The 26,378-nt window shown below is 69.4% G+C and carries 25 protein-coding genes, 1 tRNA gene and 1 other RNA gene; 23 read left to right on the top strand and 4 right to left on the bottom strand.

Features of this window, described 5'->3' with window-relative positions:
• The first annotated feature begins 983 nt into the window (after positions 1-983).
• Complete coding sequence (locus D9V36_RS20925) at positions 984-1,481, top strand: toll/interleukin-1 receptor domain-containing protein (protein WP_164992995.1); 498 nt, start codon at positions 984-986, stop codon at positions 1,479-1,481.
• On the opposite strand, the gene D9V36_RS20920 is transcribed toward D9V36_RS20925, so the two are convergent.
• Positions 1,478-2,170, bottom strand: a complete 693-nt coding sequence (locus tag D9V36_RS20920; protein ID WP_129295127.1) for an HAD family hydrolase — start codon at positions 2,168-2,170, stop codon at positions 1,478-1,480. The genes D9V36_RS20925 and D9V36_RS20920 overlap by 4 nt on opposite strands.
• The gene (locus D9V36_RS20915; RefSeq protein WP_129295126.1) at positions 2,160-3,026 is read right to left on the bottom strand and encodes a GntR family transcriptional regulator; all 867 of its coding nucleotides are present in this window, start codon (positions 3,024-3,026) and stop codon (positions 2,160-2,162) included. The genes D9V36_RS20920 and D9V36_RS20915 overlap by 11 nt, the downstream gene beginning before the upstream one ends.
• A 481-nt stretch (positions 3,027-3,507) precedes the next feature.
• On the opposite strand from D9V36_RS20915, the gene D9V36_RS20910 reads away from it, so the two are divergent.
• The 12 genes from D9V36_RS20910 (at position 3,508) to D9V36_RS20855 (ending at position 14,269) form a co-directional block, all read left to right on the top strand.
• On the top strand, positions 3,508-3,957 hold the full coding sequence (locus tag D9V36_RS20910; protein WP_129295125.1) for a DUF3307 domain-containing protein: 450 nt from the start codon (positions 3,508-3,510) through the stop codon (positions 3,955-3,957).
• A 97-nt stretch (positions 3,958-4,054) separates the two neighbouring features.
• Positions 4,055-4,345 (top strand): hypothetical protein, encoded by a 291-nt coding sequence (locus D9V36_RS20905; RefSeq protein WP_164993188.1) that lies wholly within the window; start codon positions 4,055-4,057, stop codon positions 4,343-4,345.
• A complete protein-coding gene (locus D9V36_RS20900; RefSeq protein ID WP_129295123.1) occupies positions 4,342-4,626 on the top strand; it encodes a hypothetical protein in 285 nt (94 codons plus the stop codon). The genes D9V36_RS20905 and D9V36_RS20900 overlap by 4 nt, the downstream gene beginning before the upstream one ends.
• On the top strand, positions 4,623-5,486 hold the full coding sequence (locus D9V36_RS20895) for a protein spdB (protein ID WP_129295122.1): 864 nt from the start codon (positions 4,623-4,625) through the stop codon (positions 5,484-5,486). Before D9V36_RS20900 ends, D9V36_RS20895 begins: the two co-directional genes overlap by 4 nt.
• Positions 5,486-6,520, top strand: coding sequence for a DNA cytosine methyltransferase (locus tag D9V36_RS20890; protein WP_129298572.1), 1,035 nt, complete (start codon positions 5,486-5,488; stop codon positions 6,518-6,520). The genes D9V36_RS20895 and D9V36_RS20890 overlap by 1 nt, the downstream gene beginning before the upstream one ends.
• Positions 6,521-6,573: 53 nt before the next feature.
• Positions 6,574-6,891: a hypothetical protein gene (locus D9V36_RS20885; RefSeq protein WP_129295121.1), complete on the top strand. Its 318-nt coding sequence runs from the start codon at positions 6,574-6,576 to the stop codon at positions 6,889-6,891.
• A gap of 105 nt (positions 6,892-6,996) precedes the next feature.
• The gene (locus D9V36_RS20880; RefSeq protein WP_129295120.1) at positions 6,997-9,114 is read left to right on the top strand and encodes an FtsK/SpoIIIE domain-containing protein; all 2,118 of its coding nucleotides are present in this window, start codon (positions 6,997-6,999) and stop codon (positions 9,112-9,114) included.
• 203 nt (positions 9,115-9,317) lie between these two features.
• On the top strand, positions 9,318-9,782 hold the full coding sequence (locus D9V36_RS20875; protein WP_129295119.1) for a hypothetical protein: 465 nt from the start codon (positions 9,318-9,320) through the stop codon (positions 9,780-9,782).
• 91 nt (positions 9,783-9,873) lie between these two features.
• Positions 9,874-10,761, top strand: coding sequence for a bifunctional DNA primase/polymerase (locus D9V36_RS20870; protein WP_129295118.1), 888 nt, complete (start codon positions 9,874-9,876; stop codon positions 10,759-10,761).
• A 2-nt stretch (positions 10,762-10,763) separates the two neighbouring features.
• A complete protein-coding gene (locus tag D9V36_RS20865) occupies positions 10,764-12,239 on the top strand; it encodes an ATP-binding protein (protein WP_129295117.1) in 1,476 nt (491 codons plus the stop codon).
• A gap of 443 nt (positions 12,240-12,682) precedes the next feature.
• The gene (locus D9V36_RS20860; protein WP_129295116.1) at positions 12,683-12,898 is read left to right on the top strand and encodes a helix-turn-helix domain-containing protein; all 216 of its coding nucleotides are present in this window, start codon (positions 12,683-12,685) and stop codon (positions 12,896-12,898) included.
• Positions 12,899-12,982: 84 nt separating this feature from the next.
• Entirely contained in the window at positions 12,983-14,269 is a 1,287-nt protein-coding gene (locus D9V36_RS20855; RefSeq protein ID WP_129295115.1) for a tyrosine-type recombinase/integrase, read from the top strand.
• Positions 14,270-14,332: 63 nt separating this feature from the next.
• Here D9V36_RS20855 and D9V36_RS20850 read toward each other — a convergent pair.
• A tRNA-Ser gene (locus D9V36_RS20850) sits at positions 14,333-14,420 on the bottom strand.
• A 130-nt stretch (positions 14,421-14,550) separates the two neighbouring features.
• On the opposite strand from D9V36_RS20850, the gene ffs reads away from it, so the two are divergent.
• From ffs to D9V36_RS20800, 10 genes are all read left to right on the top strand, one after another.
• Positions 14,551-14,649, top strand: an RNA gene (ffs, locus tag D9V36_RS20845) — signal recognition particle sRNA small type.
• A gap of 45 nt (positions 14,650-14,694) precedes the next feature.
• Positions 14,695-17,289 (top strand): DNA polymerase III subunit gamma and tau, encoded by a 2,595-nt coding sequence (locus tag D9V36_RS20840; RefSeq protein WP_129295114.1) that lies wholly within the window; start codon positions 14,695-14,697, stop codon positions 17,287-17,289.
• A 405-nt stretch (positions 17,290-17,694) separates the two neighbouring features.
• Positions 17,695-18,045 carry a YbaB/EbfC family nucleoid-associated protein gene (locus D9V36_RS20835; RefSeq protein ID WP_093484352.1) on the top strand — a complete coding sequence of 117 codons (351 nt, stop codon included), beginning with the start codon at positions 17,695-17,697 and terminating at the stop codon, positions 18,043-18,045.
• A 51-nt stretch (positions 18,046-18,096) separates the two neighbouring features.
• Complete coding sequence (recR, locus tag D9V36_RS20830; RefSeq protein ID WP_018089931.1) at positions 18,097-18,696, top strand: recombination mediator RecR; 600 nt, start codon at positions 18,097-18,099, stop codon at positions 18,694-18,696.
• A complete protein-coding gene (locus D9V36_RS20825; RefSeq protein ID WP_129295113.1) occupies positions 18,689-19,351 on the top strand; it encodes a DUF5063 domain-containing protein in 663 nt (220 codons plus the stop codon). Before recR ends, D9V36_RS20825 begins: the two co-directional genes overlap by 8 nt.
• Before the next feature lie 322 nt (positions 19,352-19,673).
• The gene (locus tag D9V36_RS20820) at positions 19,674-20,945 is read left to right on the top strand and encodes an aspartate kinase (RefSeq protein ID WP_129298571.1); all 1,272 of its coding nucleotides are present in this window, start codon (positions 19,674-19,676) and stop codon (positions 20,943-20,945) included.
• Entirely contained in the window at positions 20,942-22,096 is a 1,155-nt protein-coding gene (locus D9V36_RS20815) for an aspartate-semialdehyde dehydrogenase (protein ID WP_129295112.1), read from the top strand. Before D9V36_RS20820 ends, D9V36_RS20815 begins: the two co-directional genes overlap by 4 nt.
• A gap of 610 nt (positions 22,097-22,706) precedes the next feature.
• Positions 22,707-23,318, top strand: a complete 612-nt coding sequence (locus tag D9V36_RS20810) for a SigE family RNA polymerase sigma factor (RefSeq protein ID WP_381655345.1) — start codon at positions 22,707-22,709, stop codon at positions 23,316-23,318.
• The gene (locus D9V36_RS42145) at positions 23,315-25,099 is read left to right on the top strand and encodes a hypothetical protein (RefSeq protein WP_241720958.1); all 1,785 of its coding nucleotides are present in this window, start codon (positions 23,315-23,317) and stop codon (positions 25,097-25,099) included. The genes D9V36_RS20810 and D9V36_RS42145 overlap by 4 nt, the downstream gene beginning before the upstream one ends.
• 81 nt (positions 25,100-25,180) lie before the next feature.
• Positions 25,181-26,056 carry an SURF1 family protein gene (locus D9V36_RS20800; protein WP_129295111.1) on the top strand — a complete coding sequence of 292 codons (876 nt, stop codon included), beginning with the start codon at positions 25,181-25,183 and terminating at the stop codon, positions 26,054-26,056.
• A 56-nt stretch (positions 26,057-26,112) separates the two neighbouring features.
• On the opposite strand, the gene D9V36_RS43090 is transcribed toward D9V36_RS20800, so the two are convergent.
• Positions 26,113-26,355 (bottom strand): hypothetical protein, encoded by a 243-nt coding sequence (locus D9V36_RS43090; RefSeq protein ID WP_164992851.1) that lies wholly within the window; start codon positions 26,353-26,355, stop codon positions 26,113-26,115.
• Between the last annotated feature and the right edge of the window lie 23 nt (positions 26,356-26,378).

Below are 26,378 nucleotides of genomic sequence, written 5' to 3'. Positions count from 1 at the left end.
ACGGCGGCGTTCGTGGGTGTTCGGGAGGCAGGCCAGACGGGCCGGCGGCCGTACAGCGGTGAGCGTCAGCGTCCGTCAGTGCACTGGACAGAGGCCAGGGCAGCGAGCAGCAGTCGTCTGTAACCGAATATTCCGGACAACTTCTGTCGCCGCTGTCCCGGCTCGTCTCACCTGGTCAGAGCGGAGCCGAACAGTTCACACCTCGGGCTACCACCTCAGTGCTGCCACTAAGAACGTGAATGTAGCTAGGCCCAACAGAGTTATGACGCAATACCGAAAAGTGTTGATCGCCGATCTGAGGTGGCGGTGCCGCTGCGAGTGCTGAAGAATATCTGTCCACAGTTCCGCGATCGCGTGGCCAAGGATCGAATCTAAGCTGATCCCGCTAACTTTTCTGGCGAAGTCGCTGTGGCCATCAACGGACCTGAGGGTGTCTCCCCAGTTGAATAGAAACCTGGAAGGGATCTCGGCTGAATGCAAGGCTCGGGTCGTCTTGCGCGCCGCGATGGCGTTGATCGAGCCCCAGAGGCTGCGTAGGATAAGCGACAGTGTTAAAACGGTCAGGGCGCCGAAAGAGCACTCGATCCATAGAATGTGAGATGCTTTGGTGGTCTGCAAATGATAGTTCACGAGGATTAGTGAACCCGTCGCCAGAATGGCGTTGGCGCTGAGTAATACGGATGCCCTAACGGATGTGGATGAGCGTAGTCGGTCGTACCTATCGATGTGCCATTTCGTTAGGTCCAATAGATCCGAACTGGACATTGGGTCGTCAGTGCTCTGTGAGGGAATTGGCGGCTTAAGGTCGCTTTCTCCCGATTGCTGGCGTTTTGCGCGAGATGGCCCACCCACCAGGTTGCCCCCTCCGTTGTCCTGCGGGCTCAGCTTGGAGCAGTTCGACTCTCCGGCGAACTGCCCGTTTCCGGTGGTCGATTAGCCTAGGGCATCGCAGGTTGGAAGATGAGACCTTCACGGAAGGGTACGTGAAGCATTTGAGCCCAATGCAGGATGAAGCGTCTCAAATATTCATCAACTACCGCAGGGAGGGTGGAGCTTACGCCGCAGCCCTGCTGGATGAGCTGCTATCGAATCACTTTGGAGAGGGTCAAGTTTTCCGTGCTGCTAGATCCATAGCGCCGGGATCGGACTACTCGGAGTCCATCCTCGAAGCTGCGGCTGGCTGTGGGGTAATGCTCGTGATTGTGGACGACGGATGGTTGGGGAAATTCAGCTCCGGATCTCGCGAGCCTGCACTTCGACAAGACTGGGTAGTACGGGAGATTGGGGAAGCGTTCAAGAGTGAACGTAGAGTGATTCCCGTACTGCTGTCTGGCGTCAAGCGGCTGGAAGAAAGTTGCCTGCCGGAACCCTTGGTCCGTGTAGCACGGCTGCAATACCTTCGATTCGACTATCGAAACATTCGGCAGGATATCGGCTTTATGATTGAACAACTCATCAGGGTGACGGGTCGTATGGATTAGTCGAAGTTCGCCAGAGCTGCGGCCACCGTAGCCATGTCGGTGACCACTGCATCGGCCCCTGCCGTAGCCAGGGCACGGACCTTGTGCGGCTTGTTGGCGAAGCCGACGGACATCGCTCCAGCAGCGCGAGCAGCTTCGACGTCTGTCACCGAGTCCCCGATGAGTGTGCAGTGATGGGGCTGCACGCGAAGCCGTTCGGCGGCGAGCAACAGCGAATGCGGGTCAGGCTTCATCAGGTCGGGCCGATAGACGGCGCGTCCAATGACCTCGTGCACCAGGTGACGCAGGCCGTGCAGCATCAGGAAAGCCCGTACGCAGTCCGTGGAATTGTTACTGACCACCGCGACCTTTCGCCCGGACGAGTGCGCCGCTTCCAGAGCAGCGACCGCACCGGGGACGGGCGGGCCGGCGACCTTGACGGCCAACACCTCGGCTTTGGTCAGTGATTCCTCGATTGCCCGGATGACTGGCTCCCCGCCCTGCGTGGCAAGGCGCAGGATCTCCATGGGGTCGTCGATGCTGCCCGACTTGCCGCCAAGTGTCGCGTCGTGCCGGGTCACGACTTTCGAGAGTTCCCGCGCAACATCGGCGGCCGGCCGCCCCGCGAACACCTCGCAGATCGGCCCGTCGAAGTCGAACAGGACTCCGCTGGTGGCTGTGGCGATCTCGGCGAGCGTGCTACTTCCCATCAGGGCCGAGATCCCTTCCGATGGTGTTCCAAACGCTGTCGAACCACATGAGGGCCTGCTCGACCTGCTGAGCCCCGCTCGACGACTCGCCTTCGTTCACGGAGTAGTGGAACAGCGTGGCATCCGCCCCCACGAGGTCGTAGATCTCGATGACCTCCCCCTCTGCGACCACCTTGTTGGGGCGGATGGGGTAGTACCCGAAGAATGCGTCTTCCTGGTTGATCACGTACAGCTTGAAGAGCTGTGTCCCGCTGTGGACCCGCACGCTCACGTTGGTCTCCGCCACCAGCCCGAGAACGCTTAGTTCGTGGATGGAGTTGGTGATGCTGCGGGTGAAGCCGACCATCATGTCGTGCATTCGACGGCGAAGGCGCGGGTCGTCCGCCCCGTCCTCGCGACGCACGGGCGCGGCATGGGGTACCGACATGTCCGGCACCAGGATGCGGATGTTGATGCTCGACGGGGTTAGCCGGCCGACGCGGATCTTGTCGATGGGCTCCTGAAGAGCGCTGTGCAGGGTCTCGCTGGAGAACCCGGCGAAGTCAATCGAGACGTTCGTACTGGCAAATGCCTGCTCCACGTACGGGCGGAGACCAGCCGGCCGCTCGGTGCGGTTGCGGACGTACACGCCGCTGCCCTTCCGGGATACGACAAGGCCCTCATCTTCCAGGTCCCGGAGCGCCCGCTGGATCGTGGCGCGGGCGAACCCGTACAGCTCAGTCAGGGTTTTGTGCGACGGGAGCTTGTCGCCGGGGCTTAGCTTCCTCGTCCGAATGGCGGCGCCAAGACTGCTCGCCACCTGCTCATACGGCGGCCGGTCGTCGTCCGGGTCCAGGGGTTCCGGCGTGAAGGTCATGCCCCGATGCTACGTCCTTTCTGCTTGATCAGGACAGTCAGGCTAGTCAGGTATTGACGTGACTAGCCAGGATGGCTACGTTGTTCTTGCGCTCACCGGGCTAGCCAAGTTGGTCAGGCTGGATGGAGCGAATGGGTCTTCTTTGGCCTGCACAACTGCGTGACCTGCACAGGAATGGGCTCCGCTTCGGCGGGGCCAAGGGGCCCGGGACAGAGCGGGCCGAGGGGCCCGGATCCCTGGTCAACCGGAGGGCTTAGGCCGCAAGGTCACCTCTCCATACGCCTGAAACGGGAGCTCGCTCCCGAAGGAGACACCGCATCACCGCCCCGATGGTCGTAGGCAGGGTTCGACTCCCTGCCGGGGCGCTTGGCTGGCCGCTTCTTGCGGTTCCGGCCTTCATGACCGGCGCAGCGGCACCCCCGGACAAGGACAGCCCGCCGCGCTGGTTTCCCTATCCCGACGCAGTCAGGAGATCACCACCGTGCACGCTGCCACCTTCGCCGCCGTCTTCATCGCCCTGTACGTCGCCCACAGCGTCGGCGACCACTGGGTGCAGAGCTCTCACCAGTCCTCGCACAAGGGCCGTCCCGGCTGGGTCGGCCGACTCGCGGACGCACGCCACGTCGCCACCCTGACGCTCACCAAGCTCGCCGTCCTCATCCCGGCCGCCGCGCTTCTGGGGCTGCATCTGTCGGTGCTCGGCACCGTCGCCGGGCTTGGCATCGACGCCGTCACGCACTGGTGGGCCGACCGCCGCAGCACGCTCGCGTGGCTGGCCAAGGTGACCGGCAAGGGCGAGTTCTACCGGCTCGGTGCCCCGCGCGCCGGCCACGACGACAACCCGCACATCGGCACCGGTGCGTATGCGCTTGACCAGTCCTTCCACCACCTGTGGCTGCTGATCGCCGCGCTGGTCATCGTCACCGTCTGACCCCTGATTCTTCGCGGTGCGGTCGCACTCCCGGACAAGGACAGCCGACCGCCCCGCGCATCCCGACGCACCTGACAAGGAGAGATCCACTATGCGCATGCGCACTTTCGTCGCTGGCCAAGAGGCCACTGACGAGACGGAATTCGTGGAGCTGGCCCTCGGCATCGACATCGACTTGTTCCGTGGCCCGCTGAAGCGGGAGACGGACGAGGAGCGGCGCGCTCGCCGGGACGTGGCCCGCGAAGTCCTGCGGGACCTGCGGGAGTCGGCGGACGCCGGTGACGAGGTCGCCGGTTGGGACGCCCTGTACGCCGACGCGCTGACCCGCACGGTGCCGTTCATGCGGGCCGCTCGCGGCCAGGGGGCCGGGACGGGGGCAGCGGCATGAGCGACACGACCGTACGTGTCGACTCCCTCCCTGAGGCGGCCGTGGCGCTGCTTCGCGCGGTTCATGACGCGCTGGACGTCCCGTTGCCGGGGCTGGCCGACGAGGACGAAAGCGAGTACGCCGCACTGTTGCAGCGCCGCTCTCATGACGCGCTGGCCATTCTCGGGTGCGTCCTGGAGCAGGGCCACGACGTCATCTTTGCTGCCGGGGCGCTGCGCCGGTGGACGGCAGACAGGCCCGTCACCTACACCCCGTGGACCGACAACGGGGGTGCGGTATGAGGGCTAAGACCGTTCTTCCCGCCGTAGCGATGACGGCGGTGTCCATGGTGCTCACCCTGGCCGTGGTCGTGATGTGGCTGGGTACGGCCGTGCCGTGGCTGATTGCGCTGGTTGTCGGTCTGGGGATCGACGGCGGCTGGCTGGCCACCCTCGCCTACGAGCGGCGGCTCGCCGTGCAGGGCGACCACTCCCGTGCGGTGACCGCCGTGGGCTGGTGCTTCGGACTGCTGGCGACCGGTGTCCTGGTCGCTCACGCGGTCACCGCTGACCAGTCCGCCGGCGCGTGGCTGGCCGTGGCGTGGCTGCCGATCGCTGCCAAGGCTCTCTGGCTGGTCCACGGGCTGTGGGAGCGCACGGCACTCACCCCGAGGGCACTGGAGTCGATCCGGGGTATCCAGCAGGAGGCCCGGGACGATGCGGCCGTGGCGCGCGCCCGGCTCTGTGCTGAAGCGGCCACGGAGGAGACCCGGCTGACGGCCGTGACGGGGGCCGGGGCACGCGTCGCACGCGTCCAGGCCGAGACCGCCAAGACGCTCTCCGCGGCGTGGTCGACGCTGGAGACGACGCGGGCGAGCGAGGAGACCGGCAAGGCGCTGACCAGCGTGACGACCCCCGTCACGCCCGGCGTCACACCCCGCTGGGACCTGCCCGTGTGGGGTCCGTCCGAGCCGGTCGGGTCTCCCGCCCTGGAGGCGGCACCCGCCCTCACCGATGACGCGCTGGACGCGGTGGTGGACGAGATCCGCACCAGCCGGACCCCGCCCTTGTCCTACCGGGAGATGGCCGCCCGGTTCCGGACGGCCGGCCACTCCGCCTCCGAGGTCCGTCTGCGGGCCGCGTGGAAGCGTGTGGCCGCGTGATGGGGGCGCTGCGTATCGGCTCCGTGTGCACCGGCTACGGCGGCCTGGACATGGCCGTCCAAGCAGTGTTCGGCGGCGAGCTTGCGTGGGTGGCGGACAACGACCCCGGTGCAAGCCGCATCCTGGCCCACCGCCATCCCGGAGTGCCGAACCTGGGAGACATCACCGCCGCCGACTTCTCGCGCGTGGCGGCGGTCGATGTCGTCTGCGGCGGCTATCCGTGCCAGCCGTTCAGCTCCGCCGGCAAGAGGAAGGGAGTTGCCGATGCCCGGCACATCTGGCCCCACATCGCCCGTGCCCTTGGCGTTCTACGACCCCGCTACGCGGTCTTTGAAAACGTCGCAGGGCACCTTTCTCTCGGATTCGACGCCGTCCTCGCTGACCTTGCCGCCCTCGGGTTCGATGCGCGCTGGTGCACTCTTCGCGCATCTGACGTGGGCGCGGCTCACCAGCGCAACCGACTGTTCGTCGTTGCCTGGCCTGCCGACGCCGGCGGCGAGGGACTGGCGGGGCGGCGGGCAGCGGGGGCAGCTCCCGACAGTCGTCGGCTCGCTCCTGCCGACCCCGTCGACCTCGGAGAACACCGGAGCAGGGCACGCGGCACAGGGCGGGATGAACCTGCGGCACGTCGTCTCCCTGCTGCCCACCCCGCGGGCCACGGACGGCACGAAGGGCGCGGTGTCGCGCACGAATGCGACGGACCGGCGGGTGCAGTCGGGCAGGGCGAATCTGCCCGAGGCGGCGCTGAGTGCGTTCCCGAAGGACTCGCCGAGTGGGGCGAGTACGCCGACACGATCGCGCGCTGGGAGAAAGTCCTCCAGCGGACCGCCCCCGGGCCAGTTGACGCTGTGGGACGGCTGAGCCCCGTATTCGTCGAATGGCTCATGGGCCTGCCCGCCGGGCACGTCACCGCCGTCCCCGGCCTGTCCCGCTCCGCACAGCTCAAGGCGCTGGGCAATGGCGTGGTCCCCCACCAGGCCGTGGCCGCCCTCCGCTTCCTCGCGCCCACCCTGCCCGCCCGCGCTGCCGCCTGAGCTGCGGAGACGGAACGAGCACCTTCGCCCATCACACCCCGAGGAGCACTGACATGGGTAACTCCGACCTGCGCCGTCTGGACCGCGAGATTCAGGCGACGACGAAGAAGCTGGAGGCGGTCCGGCGGGGCGAGTCGTGGCCGCTGAATGGCCGTGAGCGCCGGGCTATGGCCCGCGTCCTGGCCAGCGGCTCCTACCGGGCCGCCCGGGGCCGCAGCACGGGTCGTGCCGAGGAGCAGATTGACTCTCTCGGCAGCGCTGCCGAGATGCGGCTGAGCGCGGAGCTGACCGCGCTGCACGGCGAGCGTCAGCGGCTCATCACCGAGGCCGCCCGCGCCAAGGCCCAGAAGAAGTCATCCGGCTGGTTCTGACCAGCCCCTTTTCGGTGCCGGGGTGGCCGCCTCTTTCCACGGACACGGCCACCCCGGCTCTCCCTCACTCCCGCCCCAAGAGGGGCAGTCAGGAGCACGTCCAGCATGTCTGAGAACGTCGTCCACCTCCACAAGCCCACCGACCCCCCGACCCCCGACACCGCCCCCACCGTGCTCACCGTCGTGCCCGACGCGCCGCCGGCCCGGCCCGTGCCGCTGTGGGTGCGCTCCGGCCGCGCAGTGAAGACCGCCGCCACGCACGAGTCGACCCGGGCCACGGTGCGGGCGGCGGCCCGGCACAGCCTCTACACCCTCAACGGCGGCCGGATCGTGGCCCGCCGCACGTGGGACGGGCGTACCGGTTCCCGGTACGAGCGCATGATTCGTGCGGCGGAAGCCGCGGGGAACCTGGAGGCGGCCGAGGAGTGGGAGGAGCGGTTGCAGCGCTTTCGCGCCGCCCGCCACCACCGCCGCATGGACCTCCTCCACTCGCCCGTGGAGGCCGCCAAGGGCGTGGCCGTCGGCGCCGGCATGAGCATCGGCGTGCTGGTCGGCCTCGGCGTCGTCATGGCCCTCAACACCGGCCACATCGGCGACGTCATCACCCCGCTCACGGCGACCATCGACTTCATCGCCCTGCTGATCCGCATCGTGCGGGTCGTCTGGGGCCCGGCGCTGGCGATCGGCCCGTTCCTCGCGCTGCTGGCCCTGTGGTCGGTCGGTCGCAAGCAGCACGCCGCCCCCGCCTGGGCACTGCCCGCCAACGTCCGCAACGGTGAGGGGGAGCCGATCACCCCGTCCATCGTGGTCAAGGCCCTGCGCGACCTCGGGGTGCCCGCCCTGGCGCGAGCCATCAAGGAAATGGGCGACGCCGGCGCGAGCATGCTCGGTCCGATCCGGATCGCCGGATGCGGTGTGGAAGTCGACGTGACGCTTCCCTCGGGGGTGTCGACCAATGAGGTGCAGGGCAAGCGCCGCAAGCTCGCCGAGAACCTGACCCGGCACGAACACGAAGTGTTCATCACCATCCCGCAGGCGGCCCGCACGGTCCGGCTGTGGGTGGCCGACTCCGGGGCGCTGGATGAGCCGATCGGCCCGTCCCCGCTGGTTACCGACGACACGATGACCGCCGACTACGCCAAGGGCCGCGCCCCGTGGGGTCAGGACCTGCGCGGAGATGCTGCCGCGCTGAGCCTGTATCAGCGCCACCTGCTCATCACGGGCCTGTCGAACCAGGGCAAGACCGTCGCCCTGCGCTCCCTGGCCCTGTGGCTCGCGCTCGACAAGTCGGTGCAGTTCCTCATGGGCGACCTCAAGGGCATCGGCGACTGGGCCATGTTCGACGGTCTCGCCACGACCCTGATCCAGGGGCCGACGGATGAGCACGTGATCCAGGTGACCGAGATGGTCGAGGGCGCGGTCGGCGAGATGAACCGCCGTATCCAGGCCCCGCCCGGCACTACCTTCCCGCCGCTGATCGTGCTGGTCGACGAAGCACAGGTGGCGTTCATGTGCCCGGCCAAGGACGACGACAAGCGCCCCTACGGCGGCTCCAAGGCCAACTCCCGGTACTTCATGGCCGTCCGCAAGATCCACAACCAGGGACGGGCCGTGAACGTCCTGATGTGGCAGGGCACCCAGGACCCCACCAACGAGAACCTGCCCAAGCTGGTCCGCGAAGGCGCCCACACACGCGCCTCCCTCGCCCTGGGCACCGAGTCCCAAGCCCGCATGGCCTTGGGAGACAAGGCCGTTGACGGCGGTGCGGCTCCGAACCTGCTGCGTCCGGGCCTGGACCGGGGCACCCTGGTCGTCGCCTCCGACGGCATCGCCATCCCGGCCGGACAGTCGTCCATCACGGTGCGCACGCACTACATCGACGCCGCCGCCGCCGAAGCCATCACCGACCGGGCCAAGGCCCTGCGCGACGGCGTCACCACCCTGCACGCCATCGAGCGAGAAGAAGAGCACGACCCGCTCGCCGACATCGCCGCCGTCGTCGGCGACGCGACCCGCGTGCGGACCAAGGACGTGCTGGCGCGGCTCGCGACGCGGAACGTGGACGCCTACGGCGGCTGGTCGTTCATCGACCTCAAGGCCGTCCTGGACGGCGCCGGCGCGGAGCCGTACAAGTCCGACGGCGTGATGGTCGTCGCCCGCGACCGCGTCGCCCGCGCTCTCGCCAAACGCGACACGGACGGTTCCGCTTCCGCCGACGGATGACAGGGAGCGCACCGCCGACGGGTCAGGGAAGCAGGGAGAACTCCCTGAACGCCTCCCTGACCCACCTCCCTGGCCCTGACCTGCGCAAATGATCGTTCAGGGAGTCAGGGAGGACCGCAGGTCAGACCCCGAAACCCCCCTCCGCACGGCACCCCGAAGGGGGTGCCGTTGCCTCCCTGGCCAAGTGCCGGAAGGGATTCCGCATGAACCTCGACCACACCCGCGGCGCGTCCGTACAGCGGACCGTGGAGGTCCACCAGCCCACCCCGCTCCCGCCCGCCGTCGCTGCACCGGCACTGGCCGTCCCGGTGCAGCCGGGCAGTGTTCCGGCGGTGGCGAGCATCGTCCTGCCCGACGGCCGCGTCGTCACCGGCTACGCCATCGAACCTGCCAAGCCCGAACCGGCCATCGCCAAGCCGCCGGTGTCCCGCGCGGCGGTGAACATCGCTCTCGGGGGCATCGGGCTCGGCGCGGTATGCGGCGGGCTGTTCCTGCTGACCACGTTCATCACCGCGCTGACCGCGCTGATCACTCAGCTCATCACGCTTGCCGCCATCTGCTTCGGCGGGTTCGTCGCGGTCCAGATCTTCAAGAACAACGACGCCAAGAGCGGGATCACGTTCCACATCCGCAAGGCCGTCTTCAAGCGCAACCACTTCAACAGCTAGCTACACCCGAGGGCGGCGGCACTCCCGGACAAGGACAGCCCACCGCCCTCGGTCTCCGTATCCCGACGTAGCAGAACAGGAGACCTACAGCATGACACCTGACTGCAAGGCCCGAGGCCGCCGCACTGGAAATCATCCGGACGAGAGCCACCTTCGGACCGCTCTGGACCTCGCGGCGGCCGGCGTGCCACCGCTGCCCCTGCGGGCGGGAAAGGTCCCGTTCGGCAACTGCCATGCATGCAAGGGGAACGCGTGCGGAGGCCGGCCGAACATGAAGAACGCCGGTCCCTGCGAGTGCGCCAGCGTCTGCCACGCCTGGGCCGCAGCCACCACTGACCCCCGCGTCCTCACCTCGCCGGCATGGGCGTCCGCGTGGCGTGAGGCGGCGGCCGTCGCTTACCACCCCGGTGGGGCGGGACTGACGGTGGTCGACCTGGACGACGCGGCAGCCGTCGCATGGGCTCGTGAGGCCCTGCCCGCCACCTGCACGGTACCGACGACGCGGGGTGAGCACTGGATCTACCGGGGTGCGATGCGGTCCGCGAACGCTGTGCGGTCCGGCGTCGACATCAAGTCGCTCATGTCCTACGCCCGGTGGCTCGGTCCCGGAACTGGCACCACGGCGCCCGTGCCCGACGCCGTGCGCGCGTTGACCGTGAAGAAGCCCTCCACGGTCCGGCCTGCACCGCCTGTCGCCACTGTGCCCGCGCTCGCCGGGGGCGGGGAGTGCCGTCATCGCACGCCCGCCTACCTGGACCGTGGCGTCGCCATGGCCGAGCAGCGCATCACCGACGCCCGCAGCGCGGTCCACACCACCGTCTACCGGACGTTCCTCGCCGTGCTGTCCGCCCATGGCCGGTGCGGCTGCCTCACGGACACGCACATCGCGCGGCTGTTCACCGCTGCTCAGGCCAAGGGGGAGTCGCCCCGGCACTGCACGGACGCCTGGGCCAACGCCCTTACGCGGTTGGGGCTGTAGCCATGTCCGACGACGACAAGACTCCGGCCCGCGAGGTCATCACCGACTACGCGCAAGCGCACTTCCGGTACTTCCGCACCGCCGACGGAACCGTGTTCGCCCAGAAGAACGGCCACCCCGTGGCGCGTCCGATCCGCTCTCAGGGCACCTCCGGCAGTCACCGGCAGGAACTCATGATCGGCCTCTTCAACGACGGCTACGGCGTGTTCAACGGAACCGCCCTCAAGGAGGCGCTGGACTTGATCGAAGCACTTGCGATGACCCAGGACGTACAGACTGTCCACATCCGCGTCGCCCCCGGATTCGATGGCGCGACGTGGCTCGACCTGGGGCGCAGCGACGGGCAGTCCGTTCGTATCCACCCCACCGGCTGGGACATCCGCACCCCCGACCCGCAGGAAGTCTGCTGGCGACGCACCCAGCTCACCGGGGAACTTCCCCTGCCGGCCAAGGACACCGATGGCAAGGGCATCGATCTGCTGCTGAGGCTGTGCAACTTCGCCAACGCCGAGACTGAATGCCTGGCCATCGTCTGGCTGATCGGCTGCCTCGGGCCGTCCGTGCCCGTCCCCGCCCCTTTCCTCACCGGCCCTCAGGGTGCGGGCAAGTCCACCGGCGGGCGGATGCTCGTGCGGATCATCGAGGGCATGAGCGGCGATCTGCGGCGCGCTCCGAAGGATGAGGAGAACCTGATCGCGGCTGTGGCGGCCGGTTGGGTCACCGCCCTGGACAACTTGTCCCACCTGGCGCCGGACCTGTCGGACCTTATGTGCTGCATCGTGACCGGGGCCGAGACCATCAAGCGTGCCCTGTACACCGACGGCGACGTGGTCCGCGCCCGCTACCGCCGCCCCCTGCTGCTGACCGGCATCGACGTGGGTGTCATCCGGCCCGACCTCGCTGAACGGCTCCTCCCGCTCCGCCTGGAGCGGCCCGGTGTCCGCCGGACCGAGGCCGAACTGTGGCGCGACTTCGAAGAGGCGCTGCCTGTGATCCTCGGGTCTCTCCTCGACCTCACCGTCAAGGTCCGTGCGGCTGAGGCCGACATCCCCACGGATCTTCGGATGGCCGACTTCGCGCACCTGTGCGCGCAGTTCGACGCGGCGACCGGCCTGGGAGCTCTCGACGCCTACCGGGTCAGCCTGGATGACCTCAACGACGACGTGATCGAAGGCGATCTCCTTGCGCAGACCGTGCTGCAGCACGCCGCCGGCCTCACCGCGGGCGATCAGACGCGGAGGACGTCCTCTGAGTGGCTGCACTGCCTCACCGGCCTGTACAACGGGGACGACTTCCGCCCCTTGCCCAAGGGCTGGCCCACCACGGGCAAGGTCCTCTCCGACCGCCTCAAGCGCCTTCAGCCGACTCTCGCCGCCCGGGGCGTCCTGATCGACTGGGGCCGCACCAAAGAGGGCCGGTACATCGAGATGACCCAACGCCCGGCCCCGCCGCCACACCAGCAGGAGCCGATGCTCTGACTGGCGCAGCCACAGCGGGGACAAGCAAGAAGAGCACCGGGCCGCACCGCGCGCGGGGTGCTCTTCTTGCTGTTCGGCGGCCGCGCCGCCGCCCGATGGTCGCGCCGCGAAGCGGCTCCTTCTTCACGCCTTGAGGCGCAGCACAAAAGACACCCACACCCTTCTCTTTTTCCTAAGAGAAGAGACGCTGCGTCACCCGCGTCACCCCAGGGGCGGAATCGCCCCCTGACCTGCCGCGACAGCGGTGACGCAGGACGGCTACGGCTGCGTCACCCCGCGTCACCCGCGTCACCGGTGACGAAAGCCCGCGTCACCAGGTGACGCACCCCAAACCCGCTGCGTCACCCCTAATCCGCAGGTCAGGAACACGAATGACGCAGATGACGCGGTGACGCGGAAATCCGCACCTCGGACAGCCCGCACTGATCGAAGGGGATCTCTGTATGGATACGGCCGACACCGCCACTGTTGATTCCACCCTCGTCCTCCTCACTGTCGAAGAGGCCGCCCGCCGCCTCCGCATCGGCAGGACCACGTGCTACGGGCTCATCCGCTCCGGAGAGCTGGAGTCCGTACCCGTGGGGCGTCTCCGCCGCGTCCCCGCCGACGCCCCGGCCGCCTACGTCACCCGTCTTCGCACCGCCCGACGCGCCGCTTGACGACGCCCGGGGCGGCGGCACTCCCGGACAGGACAGCCCGCCGCCCCGGCCCCTATCCCGACACCAAGAAACAGGAGCCTGCCTGTGGCAGAGAAAAAGAAGAAGGGCACCCGCCGAGCCAACGGCGAATCCGCGATCTACTTCGGGAAGGACGGCCGTTGGCACGCCCGTGTGCCGATGGGCTACAAGGACAACGGGGAGCCGTACCGCCGACACGTGACGCGCCCGACGCGCGATGACCTTGTTGAAGAGGTCAAGAGGCTTGAGAAGCAGCGCGATGCGGGTTCAGCGAGTCAGCCCGGAAAGCCGTGGACGGTTGAGAAGTGGCTGTTGCACTGGGTGGAGAACATTGCCAAGCCGACCGTCAGTGAGAACACGTACGACGGCTACGAGGTTGCCGTTCGCGTCCACCTCGTGCCCGGTGTCGGCAAGCACCGCCTTGACCGTTTGCAGCCCGAGCACCTGGAGAGCCTGTACCGCCGTATGCAGGCGAACGGGGAGCGCAAGGCCGGTACGGCTCACCAGGCTCACCGCACCGCCCGGACTGCTCTGGGGGAGGCGGTACGGCGCGGCTACGCGGCGAAGAACGCTGCCGCGCTGGCAAAGCCGCCACGGATGGAAGAGGACGAATCAGAGGTTGATCCCTACTCCGTGGAAGAGGTTCAGTGCCTACTGCTCGAAGCCAACAAGCGCCGGAATACGGCTCGTTGGATGCTGGCGCTGGCGCTCGGGCTGCGGCAGGGCGAGACGCTCGGGCTGCGCTGGTCTGACGTCGACCTGGGAAACGAGTACCTGAAGCTGCGGAGGAACCGTTTGCGTCCCCGGTACGAGCACGGATGCCCGGAAGCCTCACCGTGCGGCCGGAAGGCGGGGTACTGCCCGGACAGGGTGCAGGTCCGGCGTGAGACCAAGAACACCAAGTCTCGGGCGGGCCGACGCGCCGTGCCTTTGCCGGGCCCGCTGGTCGCCATGTTTCGTGCGCATGCCGAGAAGCAAGAGCGCGAGCGAAAGGCGGCCGGCGACCTGTGGATCGAGTCGGACTACGTGTTCACCAAGCCGCTGGGTGGCCCGCTGAGTCCGAACACGGACTACCACGACTGGAAGCGACTGCTGCAAGACGCGGGGGTGCGGGACGGTCGGCTGCACGATGCCCGGCACACGGCCGCCACCGTGCTCATGCTGCTCGGTGTCCCGGATCGCGTCATCGACCAGATCATGGGGTGGGAGCCGGGCACGTCCGCAAGCATGCGGGCGCGGTACCTCCACGTGCCGGACGCCATGCTCAAGGACGTGGCCCGGAAGATCGCCGATGCCATCTGGGGTCCTCCGGAAACGCCCTCTGTGGACAAAAACCAGGACAACGAGAGCTGAGGAACCGCGAAGGGCCCCACCGCAAGCGGTGGGGCCCTTCAACGTTGTGCCCGGTGAGAGCACTGGCGGAGGATACGAGATTCGAACTCGTGAGGGGTTGCCCCCAACACGCTTTCCAAGCGTGCGCCCTAGGCCACTAGGCGAATCCTCCGCCGCAAACAATACAAGACGTTGGGGAGTGCTCGCGACCATGATCGTGGGGAGGGAGTCGGAGGGGAGGGAAGTGGGTCGGGGGTGAGGGTCCGGGTCGTTTCCCGGGCGGGGGATCCGCTACTGTGGTGCGCAGCCCCTCACGTGGCGCTATCTGACTGAACTCCCCCAGGGCCGGAAGGCAGCAAGGGTAGGTCGGCTCTGGCGGGTGCGTGGGGGGCGCTTGCGTTTACGGGGCCCGCCGGTTGTCAGTGCGGCCCGATATCGTCGTATGCGTGTCGTCCCTTGCGCTGTACCGCCGCTACCGCCCCGAGACCTTCGCCGAGGTCATCGGGCAAGAGCACGTGACCGATCCGCTGCAGCAGGCACTGCGGAACAACCGGGTCAACCACGCCTATTTGTTCAGTGGGCCGCGAGGCTGTGGCAAGACGACCAGCGCGCGGATCCTGGCGCGCTGCCTCAACTGTGAGGAAGGTCCCACCCCCACGCCCTGCGGGAAGTGCCAGTCCTGTCTGGACCTGGCCAGGAACGGCCGGGGCTCGATCGATGTGATCGAGATCGACGCGGCATCGCACGGTGGCGTGGACGACGCCCGTGAGCTGCGGGAGAAGGCCTTCTTCGGGCCGGCCAGCAGCCGGTACAAGATCTACATCATCGATGAGGCGCACATGGTGACCTCGGCGGGCTTCAACGCCCTGCTGAAGGTCGTCGAGGAGCCGCCGGAGCATCTGAAGTTCATCTTCGCGACGACCGAGCCCGAGAAGGTCATCGGGACGATCCGCTCGCGTACGCATCACTACCCGTTCCGGCTGGTGCCGCCGGGGACCCTGCGGGAGTACCTGGCCGAGGTGTGCGGGCGGGAGGACATCCCGGTCGAGGACGGGGTGCTGCCGCTGGTGGTGCGCGCCGGGGCCGGGTCGGTGCGTGACTCGATGTCCGTGATGGACCAGCTGCTCGCCGGCGCCGGTGCGGACGGTGTGACGTATGCCATGGCGACGGCATTGCTGGGGTACACCGACGGCTCGCTGCTGGATTCGATCGTGGAGGCCTTCGCCGCGGGGGACGGCGCGGCGGCCTTCGAGATGGTGGACCGGGTCATCGAGGGCGGTAACGACCCGCGACGTTTCGTTGCGGACCTGCTGGAGCGGCTGCGGGATCTGGTGATCCTGGCGGCGGTGCCGGACGCGGGGGAGAAGGGGCTGATCGACGCCCCCGCGGACGTGGTGGAGCGGATGACGGCGCAGGCGTCCGTCTTCGGGGCGGCCGAGCTGAGCCGGGCCGCCGACCTGGTCAATACGGGCCTGACGGAGATGCGCGGGGCGACCTCGCCGCGGCTCCAGCTGGAGCTGATCTGTGCGCGGGTGCTGCTGCCCGCGGCGTATGACGACGAGCGGTCGGTGCAGGCGCGGCTCGACCGCCTGGAGCGTGGTGCCGGTGCGGCGCTGCTGGGCGGCGGCGGGGCCGGCGGCATGGGCGGCGGTGCGGGCGCCGGGGGAGACCTCGGGGCCGGTCCTGTGCCCGTGGTGGCGTCCGGTGGCGGGCCCGCGGCCGGATATGTACCGGGGGCGGAGGCTCATCCGGCGATGCCGGCGGCCGGGCCGGCCGGGCCGTCCGGACCGGCCGCTGCGCGCGCCGCGGTGCGGGGCGCGGTAAGCGGCGGTGCGGGAGGCGGTGCGGGGGCTCCCCCTGCTCAGGCTCCGTCCGCGTCGGCTCCGGCTGCCCAGGCGGCTCCTGCTCCGGCGGCTCCTGCTCCGGGTGCGCCGGCGGCCGGCGCGGCGGCGTCCGGCGGAGAGCAGCAGTGGGGTGACGGCGGTGGCGCGGCGGCGCCGCAGGGCGGCCCGGCGTCCGCTCCGCAGGCCGAGGCGCAGGGCGGTGGCCGTGACGGCGCGCCCGCGCGCCCCGGAGCCTGGCCCGGGAGCACGGGCCGGGGCAATGGCGGCGGTGCCAATGGGGGCAGCGGGGCCGGTGGGGGCGGCAATGGTCCCGGCGGCGGGCGGCAGCCCGGTGGGTGGCCCACGGCCGTGGCGCCGGGGCAGGGGGGCCAGGCGCCACAGGGCGGGGCGCCCGCGTCCGCGCCTTCGCCCGCGCAGGCGGCCGGCCCGCCCGCGCCGCCCGTATCCCAGCAGCCGCAGGCCGGGGCGGCTCCGGGGGCGGCGCAGGGTGCCGCTCAGGTGCGGCAGATGTGGCCGGACATCCTGGAGGCGGTGAAGGCCCGCCGTCGTTTCACGTGGATCCTGCTGAGCCAGAACGCCCAGGTCTCCGGCTTCGATGGCACGACGCTCCAGATCGGCTTCCCCAATGCCGGCGCCCGCGACAGCTTCGCCAACGGCGGAAGCGAGGACGTCCTCAAGGACGTGCTGGCCGAGCGGTTCCAGGTGCAGTGGCGGGTCGAGGCGATCGTCGACCCGTCGGGCGGGGCCAACCCGCCGGCCGGCGGCGCTCCCCGTAGCGGCGGTGGCGGCTTCGGCGGCGGAGGCGGCGGTGGCTTCGGCGGCGGGGCGCCCGCCGCGCCACAGCAGGGCGGACAGCAGTCCCCGTCCCAGCAGGGTGGCCCGTCGGCGTCCTCGTCGTCCGGGAGCCAGTACGGGCAGGGCGGTGGCGCAGCCGGCGGTGGCAGCGGCAGCACTGGCGGCAGCCAGGGCGCGCGGATGGCGCGGGAGGCCGTCTCCCCGTCGGCGTCCGCGGGCGGCGGCCAGCCGGCGTCCGGAGCGGAGGCCTCCTACTCGCCGCCGGAGCCCCCGCCGACATCGATCGAGTACGACATGCCGGCCGAGGACGATCCCGACCTCGTCGACTCCGCGCTCAGCGGCCACGACCTGATCGTCCGCGAACTCGGCGCGACCGTGGTGGAAGAGTTCAACAACGAGTAGGGGACGACTTCCCCAATGAGTAGGGGACCAGTTCACCAACGAGTGGGGACGAGTTCACCAACGAGTGGGCGTGCATCCACAACGAGTGGCGTGCATCCACAACGAGTGGGTGCGCATCCACAACGAGTGGGTGCGCATCGGCAGTGAGTGGTCGTGGAGCAGCAGTGAATGGATGAGTGGAGAGCAAAGGGGAGAGGGCTTCCACGGTGAGTAGCCGGGGCGGCAGCACCGCGTAGGCAGTGCGCCGGTGCGCGGGCAAGTGCGGGGCGCGGGGCCGGAGAACGGGTAAGCGGGCGTACACCAGGCGTACACCCGTGCTCCTCCCTACGGCGTAGGGCGCGGGGCTCGTGAAACACGTAGGCTCGGGCTACCGCACAAACGTTGTCGTATGGCAGGAGTCACGTCGTGATCCCCGGTGGTCAGCCCAATATGCAGCAGCTGCTTCAGCAGGCCCAGAAGATGCAGCAGGACCTCGCGGCCGCCCAGCAGGAGCTCGCGGAGACACCCGTCGAGGGTTCCGCGGGCGGCGGCCTGGTCAAGGCCACGGTGACCGGCTCCGGTGAACTCACGGGCCTGGTCATCGACCCCAAGGCGGTCGACACCGACTCCGCCGAGGAGACGGCCGAGACGATCGCCGACCTCGTGCTGGCGGCGGTCCGCGATGCCAACGCCAGCGCCCAGCAGCTCCAGCAGCAGAAGCTCGGTCCGCTCGCCCAGGGTCTGGGCGGTGGCGGAATCCCGGGTCTCCCCTTCTGAGGAGTAGCCAACTAGCGTACGCATCACGGCAGAAGAGAAAGAAGACGTTCCGTGTACGAAGGCGTGGTCCAGGACCTGATCGATGAGCTGGGCAGGCTGCCCGGCGTCGGTCCCAAGAGCGCGCAGCGGATCGCCTTCCACATTCTTCAGGCCGAGCCCACCGATGTCCGCCGGCTCGCGAACGCGCTGATGGAGGTCAAGGCGAAGGTCCGGTTCTGCGGCACCTGCGGCAATGTGGCGCAGGAGGAGCAGTGCCGGGTCTGCCTGGACCCGAGGCGTGATCCGGCGGTCATCTGCGTCGTGGAGGAGCCCAAGGACGTCGTGGCGATCGAGCGGACGCGTGAGTTCCGCGGTCGCTACCACGTCCTCGGCGGGGCGATCAGCCCGATCGAGGGCGTGGGACCCGACGACCTCCGGATCAGGGAACTGCTGGCCAGGCTCGCGGACGGCACCGTCACCGAGCTGATTCTGGCCACCGACCCGAATCTCGAGGGCGAGGCCACGGCCACGTATCTGGCCCGCATGATCAAACCCATGGGCCTGAGAGTGACGCGGCTGGCGAGCGGTCTGCCGGTCGGTGGCGATCTGGAGTACGCGGACGAGGTCACGCTGGGGCGGGCCTTCGAAGGGAGGAGACTTCTCGATGTCTGATGCCACGCTGCACAACGCGACACAGGACCCGGACGACTTCGCCGTATCGATCTCCGACTCGGTCGAGAGTTTCATCGTCGCGGTGACGGAGGTCGCCAAGGGCGACGAACCGGACAGCGCGGTGCCCTTCCTGCTGCTGGAGATCTCCCAGCTGCTGCTCACCGGCGGCCGTCTGGGCGCCCACGAGGACTTCGTTCCCGACGAACGCTACGAGCCGGACACCGGACCGGAGCCGGACGTCGACGAGCTGCGTGAGCGCTTCGCCGCCCTGCTCGACCCGGTGGACGTCTACTCCGAGGTCTTCGACCCGTATGTGCCGCGTAGCGAGCCGGTCGCCAGCCGGATCTCCGACGACCTGGCCGACATCATCACCGACCTGCGCCACGGCCTGGCGCACTACCGGGCGGGCCGGGTCAGTGAGGCCCTGTGGTGGTGGCAGTTCTCCTACCTGTCCAACTGGGGCCCGACCGCCTCGGCTGCCCTGCGCGCGCTGCAGTCGCTGGTCGCCCACGTACGCCTCGACCAGCCGCTGGTCGAGCTGGACGGCCTGGACACCGACAGCAGCATCACCGGCGACGAGGAGCGGCTCGCCGAGGAGGCCGGAAAGGTCATGGTGGCGGAGATCGCGGGGCCACTGGGGCTGCGGGGGATGTGAGCCCGGGGCGTCCGCCCCGTGTGCCGCTTCGCCGTGGCCGGACCCTGTGACCTGGGTTACGTTTTCGTGTGTACTGCCCAGAAGCGGGCATGTGCTCGCCGAGCAGGCGCGACGGTGCGCCTTGTGGAGCTGCCTCGGGACGTGGAACTCACGGGACAGGTGATCACGGTGGAAATCCGTGATCAACCAGTGAGTCGCATGTCTCACGATGTGGTATCAGCAGGGCGGATTCCGCTTGCTCGTTAGACTGAGCCGACCGCAGTACCCCCATTTCCGGGGGTCCGGGAGGAAACTCCCGATGAGACAGTTGCGAGGAGCGCACGTGGGCCTTGTCGTGCAGAAGTACGGCGGCTCATCCGTTGCGGATGCCGAGGGCATCAAGCGCGTTGCCAAGCGAGTCGTCGAAGCCAAGAAGAACGGCAACCAGGTTGTCGTGGTGGTTTCGGCGATGGGCGACACGACGGACGAGCTGATCGATCTCGCGCAGGAAGTGTCCCCGATCCCGTCGGGGCGCGAGTTCGACATGCTGCTGACCGCCGGAGAGCGGATCTCCATGGCCCTGCTGGCGATGGCGATCAAAAACCTCGGTCACGAGGCGCAGTCCTTCACCGGTAGCCAGGCAGGCGTCATCACCGATTCCGTGCACAACAAGGCACGGATCATCGACGTCACGCCGGGCCGCATCAAGACCTCCGTCGACGAGGGCAACATCGCCATCGTCGCCGGATTCCAGGGCGTGTCCCAGGACAAGAAGGACATCACGACGCTGGGGCGCGGTGGGTCGGACACGACCGCCGTGGCGCTGGCGGCCGCCCTGAACGCCGATGTCTGTGAGATCTACACCGATGTGGACGGTGTCTTCACCGCCGACCCCCGGGTCGTGAAGAAGGCCCGGAAGATCGACTGGATCTCCTTCGAGGACATGCTGGAGCTGGCCAGCTCCGGATCCAAGGTGCTGCTGCACCGCTGCGTCGAGTACGCACGCCGTTACAACATCCCGATCCACGTCCGCTCCTCGTTCTCGGGGCTCAAGGGCACGTGGGTCAGCAACGAACCGCAAGGGGACCAGCCGATGGAGCAGGCAATCATCTCGGGCGTCGCACATGACACCTCCGAGGCGAAGGTCACGGTCGTCGGAGTCCCGGACAAGCCGGGCGAGGCCGCGCGCATCTTCCGTGCGATCGCGGACTCCGAGGTCAACATCGACATGGTGGTGCAGAACGTCTCCGCCGCGTCGACCGGTCTGACCGACATCTCCTTCACGCTGCCCAAGGCCGAGGGCCGCAAGGCCGTCGCGGCCCTGGAGCGGACCCGTGCGGCGGTGGGCTTCGACTCGCTGCGTTACGACGACCAGATCGCGAAGATCTCGCTGGTCGGCGCGGGGATGAAGACCAACCCCGGCGTCACGGCGACGTTCTTCGAGGCGCTGTCGAACGCGGGCGTGAACATCGAGCTCATCTCGACCTCCGAGATCCGCATCTCGGTTGTCACCCGTGCCGATGACGTCAACGAGGCCGTACGGGCCGTGCACACCGCCTTCGGTCTCGACACCGACAGTGACGAGGCCGTGGTCTATGGAGGCACCGGCCGATGATTCCGGCCGAGGCGGGCCGTCCGTCCCTCGCCGATACGGCGTGGGCGGACGCCCGTAAGGCCGCCAAGCCGCATCTCGCCGTCGTCGGCGCCACCGGCGCCGTCGGCTCGGTCCTGCTCGGCATCCTGTCCGAGCGGGCCGACATCTGGGGCGAGATCCGGCTGATCGCCTCTCCCCCAAGCTCTCAGCTGCGTTCGAGCAGGGGGGACCCCCATCGTTCGGCCGGCTGCAAGCTGACCGTGCGGGGCGAGCAGGTCGAGGTCGTCGCGCTGAGCGAGGAGGCCTTCGACGGCATCGATGTCGCGATGTTCGACGTCCCCGACGAGGTCTCCGCGCAGTGGGCACCGGTCGCCGTGTCCAAGGGCGCGGTGGTCGTGGACAACTCCGGCGCGTTCCGGATGGACCCGGACGTGCCGCTGGTCGTGCCCGAGGTCAATGCGCACACGGCGCGGGTGCGCCCGCGCGGCATCATCGCCAACCCGAACTGTACGACGCTCTCGATGATCGTCGCGCTGGGGGCGCTGCACGCCGAGTACGGGTTGAGCGAGCTGATCGTCTCCTCGTACCAAGCCGTTTCCGGGACGGGCAAGGCCGGCGTCGACACCTTGCGCGCTCAGCTGTCCGCGGTGTCCGGTACGGAGCTGGGCACCACGCCCGGCGATGTGCGCCGGGCCGTCGGGGACACGCTGGGGCCGTTCCCGGCGCCGATCGCCCTCAACGTCGTGCCCTGGGCCGGCACGCTCCAGGAGGACGGCTGGTCCTCCGAAGAACTCAAGATCCGTAACGAGTCCCGCAAGATCCTGGGGCTGCCGGATCTGCCGGTCACCGCCACCTGCGTACGGGTGCCGGTGATCACCACCCACTCCCTGACCGTGCACGCCCGGTTCGAGAACGAGGTCTCGGTCGGCGGTGCGCACGAGATCCTGGCCGCCGCCCCCGGGGTCGTCCTCAGTGACGACCCGGCCGAGGACGAGTACCCGACCCCTGCCGATGTCGTCGGTACGGATCCGACCTGGGTCGGACGGGTGCGGCGCTCCATGGATGATCCGCGGGCGCTGGAGCTGTTCGTGTGCGGGGACAACCTGCGCAAGGGGGCTGCCCTGAACACGGCGCAGGTGGGGGAACTGGTGGCGGGGGAGCTTCGGGGGTAGGGGCGGATGCCCTTGGGGGAGGGCAGGGGCGGATGCTTCCGGGGCTGCGGCTGTAGGTCCCTTCCCTTACGGGGGCCCTTCCCCTGCGGGGGCCCTTCCCCTACGGGGGTCCTTCCCTTACGGGTTTCGGTCCCCTACGGGTTCCGGTCCCTCAAGGTTCCGGCGGGATGCCGGTGCGGGCTCCGGCCGTGGTGTGGAGCCGAGTTGGCGGGATCGGGCGCCGTGCGCCCACCGCCTGGGGGATACTTTGCGGAGCGTGTGAAGATTTTGTGAGCGGATTACTGGTCCGAACCTCTTGATCTGGGCTGACGACCTGTTCGGTCATTCGCTCCCCGTCAGACTGCAACCGGCAGTTGGGCGGGGAGCGTCTTTGTGGCCGCCCGCAGGGGTGGCCCGGGATGCCCGCGGGTCGCAGAGTGAGGCCCCGGTATCGGGAATTCGCGTCGGGCAATTAGGGCATTCAGGAAGAGCTGGTGCGCATGAGGGCATTTGATGCATCGTCAAAAGCGGTGCCTTGCGCGTACAACCCTTATAGGGGGAAGCGTGTCCAACAAGCGTGGCAGAGGTACTCGGATTCACCATCGCCCCGGCGGGGGCAGCGGGCGCAACGATGCGCCCGCCGCGGCCCCTTGCGTCCGGGAGCATGCCAGTGATCGCTCCCTGGCCCACCACGACGCGTCCCGCGCAGATTCCCCCGCAGCGTGGGGACACTGACGACGCGATGGCAGCGGGCACCACAGTCGACCACCTCACCGAGACCTACCGCGCGCACTACCGCTCCCTGCTCGGTCTCGCCGCGCTGCTCCTCGACGACACCGCCTCCTGCGAGGACGTCGTCCAGGAAGCCTTCATCCGCGTGCACTCCGCGCGTGGACGCGTGCGCGAACCCGAGAAGACCCTCGCCTATCTCCGGCAGACGGTCGTCAATCTCTCGCGCTCCGCGCTGCGCCGCCGCATCCTCGGTCTCAAGCTGCTCTCCAAGCCGATGCCCGACATGGCGAGCGCCGAGGAGGGCGCCTACGACCTGCTGGAGCGGGACCAGCTGATCCAGGCGATGCGCGGTCTGCAGCGCCGGCAGCGCGAGGTGCTGGTGCTGCGCTACTTCGCCGATATGACCGAGGCGCAGGTGGCCCAGACGCTGGGCATATCGCTGGGTTCCGTCAAGGCCTACGGGTCGCGGGGCATCGCGGCGCTCCGCGTCGCGATGGAGGCTCCCGCATGAGTGGCACGACGCGTGGCCGGTACGACCCGTTCGACTCGTGTGACCCGTTCGACTCGTGTGGTCCGTCCGGCGTGACCCGCCCGGGGCGCCCGGCGACGTCGGGCCGGCCGCTCGACCCGGTTGCGTCGGGCCGGCCGCTCGACCCGGTGCGTGAGCCGTACGCGGCGCGCGAGGTGCAGGGGCATCCCGGAGGCGAACGGGGCGAACGGGGTGCCGGTCACCCCGGCGACGAGCCGGGTGCTGGCCTCCCCGGGGACGCGCTGAGTGCGGGCCTCCGGCGGGGCGACACGGTCCGGCAGGACGACACGGTCCGGCAGGACGACACGGTCCGGCGGGGCGCGAAATCCGGCCAAAATTCCGGCGGCGGCGATGACATCGGTGTCGCGGAGCAGGCCGCCGCCGGTATCGAGCAGACCTCTGTCCGAACGGGGCAGGCACCTGCCGCTGCGGATCAGGCACATGCCGGCATGGACCAGGCACCTGCCGGTACGGACGGCCCGGCGGGCCACGCCGAGCAGGCCCACGCCGGTACGGGCGACGCAGCGGCCCGCACCGGGGGAGCACCCACGGGCATGGCGGCCGGCCCGCTCGGCGCCCTGGTCGGAGCGGATGCCGGTAAGGGGCCCGGGAGCCACGCGTACGGCAGCGACAGCGAGGAGCACACCGGCAGCGCTTTCGGCGGCGGCGCGGGCGACGGCCACGGCCGCAGCCACCCCACCGGCGGCTTCGGCGGCTTCGGCGGCGAGGACGACCTGAGGCGGCTGCTGCAGTCCCGCGTGAGCGGCCTGGAACCCGCGCCGGACGCGCTGGAACAGCTGCGCCGCGCGGTGCCCGCCCGCCGTCAGCGTCGTCGGCATGTCGTCCTGGGCGCGGCCGCCGCGCTGCTCCTCGGCGGTACGTCCATTCCCGCCATGGTCCACGCGGTGAACCTCGCCGACGGCTCCGAGGAACGGGCCGCCAACGCGGCGAGCAACCAGCACGCCCAGGGCTCTACCGGCGGCACACACGGCGAAGGCACCGAGCAGGCCGGCCCGCGGCCGACCCGGCAGGGCGGCGAGACGCCGGGCGGCGGCGAGCCGCAGGGCAATGGCCAGGCCAAGGGGAGGAACGGCGCGGGCCCCGGCGCGGGCGCCGCCACCCCCGGCCCGGACGAGACCATGGACGTCACCTCGCCGGTCTGCGGGCGCGACCAGCTCGGCGACGGCAGCAGCACGGTCGCTCCCGCGGACTCCACGGGCCGCATCTACGGCACGTTCCGGGTGGTCAACACCTCCGGCGCCGCATGCTCCGTGGAGGGCGGCGGCACCGTCGGACTGGTCGCACACGGCTCCACGAACCCCGACCGCATCCATGTCGTCGACCACACCTCGGGTGATGAGGCCACCGGGCTTCCCGACCCGGCCACCACTCCTGACCAGCTGGTTCTCAAGCCGGGGGAGGCGTACGAGGTCAAGTTCGCCTGGATCCCGCAGTCCGGCGGCGGCACCACCGGATGCGCCAATCCCGGTCCCTCGCCCACCCCCGCACCCTCAAAGGACCCGGGGCAGTCCCCGGACGCCGGGACCCCGGCTACGGGCGACGGCGGTGGTGGCAGCGGTGGCGGTGGTGGCCATGGTGGCGGCCAGGCGGGCGGCGACGAGGGATCCGGGGGCGGCAGCGCGTCCGGTGGAATCGTTCTCACCCATACGCCGGAGGCCGGCGAACCCTCCGCGGCCGACGCCAAGGTCACGGACGCCTGCGCGGGAACGGTGTACCGCACCGCGCCGCTGGCCGCCCCGTAAGGGGGCGACGGCAGGGGCATGGGCGGAGGAGGCCGGAGGGGGCGGTGCGGCCCCGCCGCACGCGCCCCGTACCGTGGTGGTGTGTACCGGTTCCTGCTGACCCCGCGGTGGTGGGGAATCAATGTGTTCGCCCTACTGGCGATTCCGCTGTGCCTTTTCATGGGCAGCTGGCAGCTGAGCCGCTTCGAGGACCGCGTCAACACCCATCAGCAGCAGGAGGACCGCTCCGCCCGGGCCAAGACCGAGGCGGCCCGTCCGCTGTCCGGTCTGCTGCCCGTCGACACGGTCACCTCCGGGCGCCAGGCCAGCGCCCGCGGGCACTACGACACCGGGCACCAACTGCTCGTACCGGACCGCACCTTGAAGGACAAGCACGGCCGGCAGCAGGGCTTCTACGTCCTCGATCTGCTGCGCACGGACGGCGGCAAGGCGCTGCCGGTCGTACGGGGCTGGCTGCCCGGCGACGCCGGTTCGAAGGCCGACACGGCCAAGGTGCCGGCGCCGCCCAAGGGCGAGGTGACGGTCACCGGCGCGCTGCAGGCTTCCGAGAACCAGGGCACCGACGGTGTACAGGCCGGCGGCGGGCTGCCGCAGGGACAGCTCGGCATGATCAGCGCGGCATCGCTGGTCAACATCGTGCCGTACGAGGTCTACGACGCCTGGATCACCCTCACCGACACCCAGGCGCCGCTGCGCGCCGTGCCCCCGGCCGCCGCCGAGGGCAGCGGCCTGGACCTCAAGGCCTTCCAGAACCTCGGTTACACCGGCGAGTGGTTCGTCTTCGCCGGCTTTGTCGTCTTCATGTGGTTCCGGCTCTTCCGTCGTGATGCCGAAGCCGCCAAGGACGCGGCGCTGGGGATCGTGGCGGAGGAAGAGCCGGTGCCGGAGCGGGGCGCGGCTCAGGGCGAGGAGCGGGGCGCCGGTCAGGGTGAGGCGGCCCCGGCTCAGCGGGCCTGAAAACAGCCGCCGGGGCCTCGCTACTGCGAGCAAGTTGCACCTGGTCAGAGGCGGTATCACGGCAGTAGCCGCAATCGGATCGGCGTGCCACGGTAGGCCATATGGCAGGCAAGAGCACCCACCCGCATGGTCATGATCACGCCCGTCACCCCCAGCGCCCTCAGCACGACCGCCATGCCCAGGCACACCACCCGCCTCTCGCCGGTCATGGCCAACCCGACCCCCATGACTGCCAAGGCCCCCATGACTGCCAAGGCCCCCATGACCGTCAGGGCCCCCATGACCGCCAGGGGCATCATGGCCACCACGGTTCCGGTCGTTG

This window comes from Streptomyces lydicus (genome assembly GCF_004125265.1).
GTDB classification, from domain to species: Bacteria; Actinomycetota; Actinomycetes; order Streptomycetales; family Streptomycetaceae; genus Streptomyces; species Streptomyces lydicus_C.
The sequence above is the reverse complement of the archived record's forward strand: the minus strand, read 5'-3'. Positions and strand labels throughout refer to the sequence as shown.